Raw genomic sequence first — 3,885 nt, 5'->3', positions numbered from 1 at the left:
CAGGTAGCCTGTCGAGCGCGCGCACCGCATGGGAGGGCCCTTTCCGGTTGGCAGTCCGGCCCAAGAGGCCACGTCGATGGGCTCTCTCTCGTCCCGGCCAGCGTGTTCCGGATTGGGTATGCCGGCAATCGCCTCGTGCAGCTTCCGGCCGATACTTGCCGTCAGGTTCATGATGTTGATGGATTCAGGAATGTGATGGATGTGGGTCATCAACGATCCACGAGGAGGACGGTCACACCATAAACGCCGGGCCTATCTCAACCACCCATTGCCAATCCCAGCGGCGGCATAACCACGGCGGAAATCTACTTAGAGCGCCTAACAGAACTGTTTGATCCGGTTCATGCAGATGATGGCCGTTGCGAGTTTGGTGAGTGCCATGTGGATGTCGGCGCGCCGGTCGTAGCGGGTGGCGAGACGGCGGAACTGGGCGATACCCGGGCGAAGGTGCGCTCGACAACCCAACGGTGGCGACCGAGCTTGGCGGAGGTCTCCACGCCGCGCCGCGCGATGCGGGCACGATGGAGCGGGCCCGGCATTCCCGGCGGCATCGGCGGTGGTCGCAGGCCTTGTCCACTGCCCGACAGGGTATCGCAAAGCGATGTCCCGAAAGGGGCGTGCAGCTTCCCGGGACGCTTGCGCGGCCGCCCCCGCTGCCCCGAACGCACCCCCGGCACGGCGTCGCGCGTGGGCGCAAGCGCCATGCTGTCGTGGCGGTTCGCGCCCGTGAGCGTCAGGCCGAGCGGCGTGCCCCTGCGGCCGGTGACGCAGTGCCTCTTGGTACCCGCGCGCCCGCGGTCCGTCGGGTTCGGTCCCGTCTCGGCGCCCCCCTTTTTGCCCCGATGGATGCGGCGTCCAGCGAAGCGCGGGACCAATCCAGTTCACCCGCCCGGTCAAGACGTTCCGGCAGCGCCCGGTGCAGCCGGTCCACACCCTGCCCGCTGCCAGTCCCGCAGTCTCCGCCAGCAGGTCATGCCCGAGCAGCCGAACACCTCGCGCGGCAGCATCTCCCACGGCAGGCCCGAGCGCAGGACGAACACGATCCCGCACAGGGCATCGCGATCGGCCACCCGCGGGCGGCCGCCCTTCGGCTTCGCCCGCTCCTTGGGCAGCAGCGGTTCCACCACCGCCCACATCTCATCCGTCACAAGCTCACGTCTCATGGCCAAAGAATCCACAAGACGCTGTACGGTTTCGTTAGGCGATCTTAGCGAAACCTGGAAGCTGTTCAGATAGACCGAGCCACCTCTAGGCTGGCGAATGCAACAGTCCCGGCTCGGCGTATAATCGGGGCGGTCACAGGCTAGGTCCCGCGGGCGGTTCGTCGACCGGATCGGCGGCGTCGACTTCGGACTTGACCTGCGCATAAGCAAGAAGGGTGAAGAGTCCCGTTCCGCCGAGGACGTTTCCCGCCAGCGTGGGCAAGGTAAGTGTGAGCAGACCGTCCACGACCGACAATTCACCCGCCAGGACCAGGGCCGCGATTTCCACCATGCCCGCGATCACATGGGTAAAGCCACCGAGCGCGATGAGCCATGCCGTAGCGGTGACAAGCACGAATTCGGAACCCTGCGCAGCGGGCATCATCCAGACCATGGCCGCAATCAGGAAGCCCGCACCGATACCCTGCCGGAAGGCGGTGAAGGCCGTCAGCTCGGCGTAGTGCTGGGAGACGTCGAGGACAGCCGCGCTCACATCCGCCGGAACAAGCGAGAAGGTCACGAGGCCGAGCGCCACCACGACGCAGCCGATCCAGTTGGCAATCAGCACTACGCTCCAGACGCGAGCGACCTGCCCCAAGGCGGAGCGGCTGCGTTCGGACACGAGCGGCAGAACGACCGTGATCGTGTTCTCGGTGAAGAGCTGCTGACGCCCCAGGATGACGATAAGAAAGCCTGTCGCGTAACCGACGGATGCGACAAGCGGCGCCCATTCGGTGTCGGGTAGGTGCATCTGCATGAGAGCGAGGGTCAAGACCGAGAACCCCATGGCGATGCCCGCCACCAGACCGGACCAGAACAGCGCGCCGGTCGGCCGGGCGATCTCGGCCTCGCCTTCCTCCTTGATCACGGCATAGACTGCGGGCGCCCGCAAGCTCAGACGGTCGACGACCTTCTCCTCCTCGGCCTCGGTCAGGGAGCTGGCTTCATCGATCACCGTCTTGGGCCGATGCTTCCGCTTCTCGCCCGCCTCCTTTTCCGAACCGGCACGGGAATGGTCCGGGGTCTCAGCGCTCATCCAGTATGCCTCCCTGTCCTGCAGGGTTCGACATGGCAGCGTAATGGGGGCCTGTCGATGACGCATCATGTCAGAATGCGCTAGCTGCGAACCGCCGCCCGTTTACCGGAGGCTCCCAGATTTGGCAGGTAGCCGGGCCATGTAACAAAGCCCCTATATTGTTGGAAGTATTGTCCGACGCCTGCCAGCGAGCGTTCGCTTACTGCGGCCTCCCGGCGGGACGTGGGACACGGTTCACGTCTCTTCCGTGATGAACAGGACGCCGCGGACGAGATCGCGGCTGTCGGTGCGCCCGCCGAGCGAGCCGGCGAGGACGCCCATTGCGGCGAGGAACAGGCTCAGCTTGAGGTGATCCACGGCCGTCGTCGCCTCGCCGGTGCCGGGCCAGCTTTCCATCAGCCGCTCGGGGAAGACGGTGATGATGACGAGGTACATCAGGCCGCCGAACAGGACGAACATCACAAGTAACGTGAGGATCAAGCACAGGATCGTCGCCGCCATCGTCACGATGCCGGATTCCGTGAGCCGTCGATCGCGACTGAGCAGCGTGTCGAACGCGAAGGCGCGGTAGAGCACGAACGCGGCCGAGGCGAGGCACATGAGCGAGAACGTCGCGATCTGCGGCACCGACACGGCGGCCGCAACGTCCCAGGTCTCCGCGCTGAAGATCAGCACGACGATTACCGACAGCGCTGCCGCCAGCATCGTCGGCATCATTGCCAACAGTCGGAACGGATTGGCGCGCGCTACCGCCCGCGCGACGACGCCGGCGTTCTCGAACAGCATCCGCAGCACGAAGCCCGGCTTGCCCTCGCGGGTCGACCGCTCGCGCGCTTCGCGCGGCAATGTATGGGCAATATGCGCAAGCTGGTCGGCGCCGAGCCGCGTCATGCCGTCGAGGTCCTGTACTCCCTCCAGCGCATACATCACGTTCGTGGGCTCGCACACATGGTGCAGCGCGTTCAGGTGCCCAAAGCAATGGAGCATCAGCGAGGCCAGCCGTCCGGCCGTGCGCTCGGGATCGGGCGCGTCGCCCCAGAATTCCGGATCCAGCCGCCGGGTGGACAGGACTGCTATGTTGGTCAGCTGGCTCGGCAGCGCCAGCGTATAGGCCAGCGAGGACGATGACAGGTCGACCTCGGTCACGATCAGCAGGAACGGCAAGTTGCGCTCCAGCTTCTCGGCGAGCCCGATCTCGAGGAAGTCGAGCGGCGCATAGTTGCCCGCCCCCGGGGTCAGATGCGCTCCAGCGAAAGCGAGCGTGCGCGTCCGCAGTCGCGGCTCCGACGCGAAAGTTTCGTCCAGCGTGGCGACGGCGGACGCCACGATCGCGCCGAAACGCTCGGAATCGCGGCCTTCGACCTCCATCTTCATGACGCCGAAAACATAGGTGCCGGTCGGGTGTCGCTCGGTCACGATGATGCCAGGCAAAGCGCCGACGGGTCCAACCCGTCGGCCCTCCCTGGGCAGGTCCTGGACCGAGGGAATGTACATTTCATACGACACTCTGACGTGGATGTCGTCGCGATGTCCATGAGATCCGCCACGTCATGACCGCCGCCGGCGGCGCTTAGAGGCTGTGTGAGAAGTCGCCGTTCCGCCGTCGCGGACCATGTTTTGCCGAGACTACTGGAGGTACAGCATGGC

3 protein-coding genes and 1 pseudogene are annotated in these 3,885 nt (G+C 65.6%); all 4 read right to left on the bottom strand.

The features are described from left to right. A partial coding sequence (locus Q1B08_RS21015; protein ID WP_299823214.1) for a hypothetical protein occupies window positions 1-210 on the bottom strand: 210 nt, incomplete at its 3' end. 108 nt (window positions 211-318) lie between these two features. Beyond that, a pseudogene (locus Q1B08_RS21010) lies at window positions 319-1,163 on the bottom strand (IS5 family transposase). Between the two features lie 133 nt (window positions 1,164-1,296). Continuing rightward, entirely contained in the window at window positions 1,297-2,238 is a 942-nt protein-coding gene (locus Q1B08_RS21005; RefSeq protein WP_299823211.1) for a formate/nitrite transporter family protein, read from the bottom strand. A 234-nt stretch (window positions 2,239-2,472) separates the two neighbouring features. Beyond that, a complete protein-coding gene (locus Q1B08_RS21000; protein ID WP_299823207.1) occupies window positions 2,473-3,654 on the bottom strand; it encodes a hypothetical protein in 1,182 nt (393 codons plus the stop codon). Window positions 3,655-3,885 lie beyond the last annotated feature (231 nt).

Origin of the sequence: uncultured Jannaschia sp. (assembly GCF_947494025.1) — a bacterium.
Taxonomy (GTDB): domain Bacteria; phylum Pseudomonadota; class Alphaproteobacteria; order Rhodobacterales; family Rhodobacteraceae; genus Jannaschia.
The sequence above is the reverse complement of the archived record's forward strand: the minus strand, read 5'-3'. Positions and strand labels throughout refer to the sequence as shown.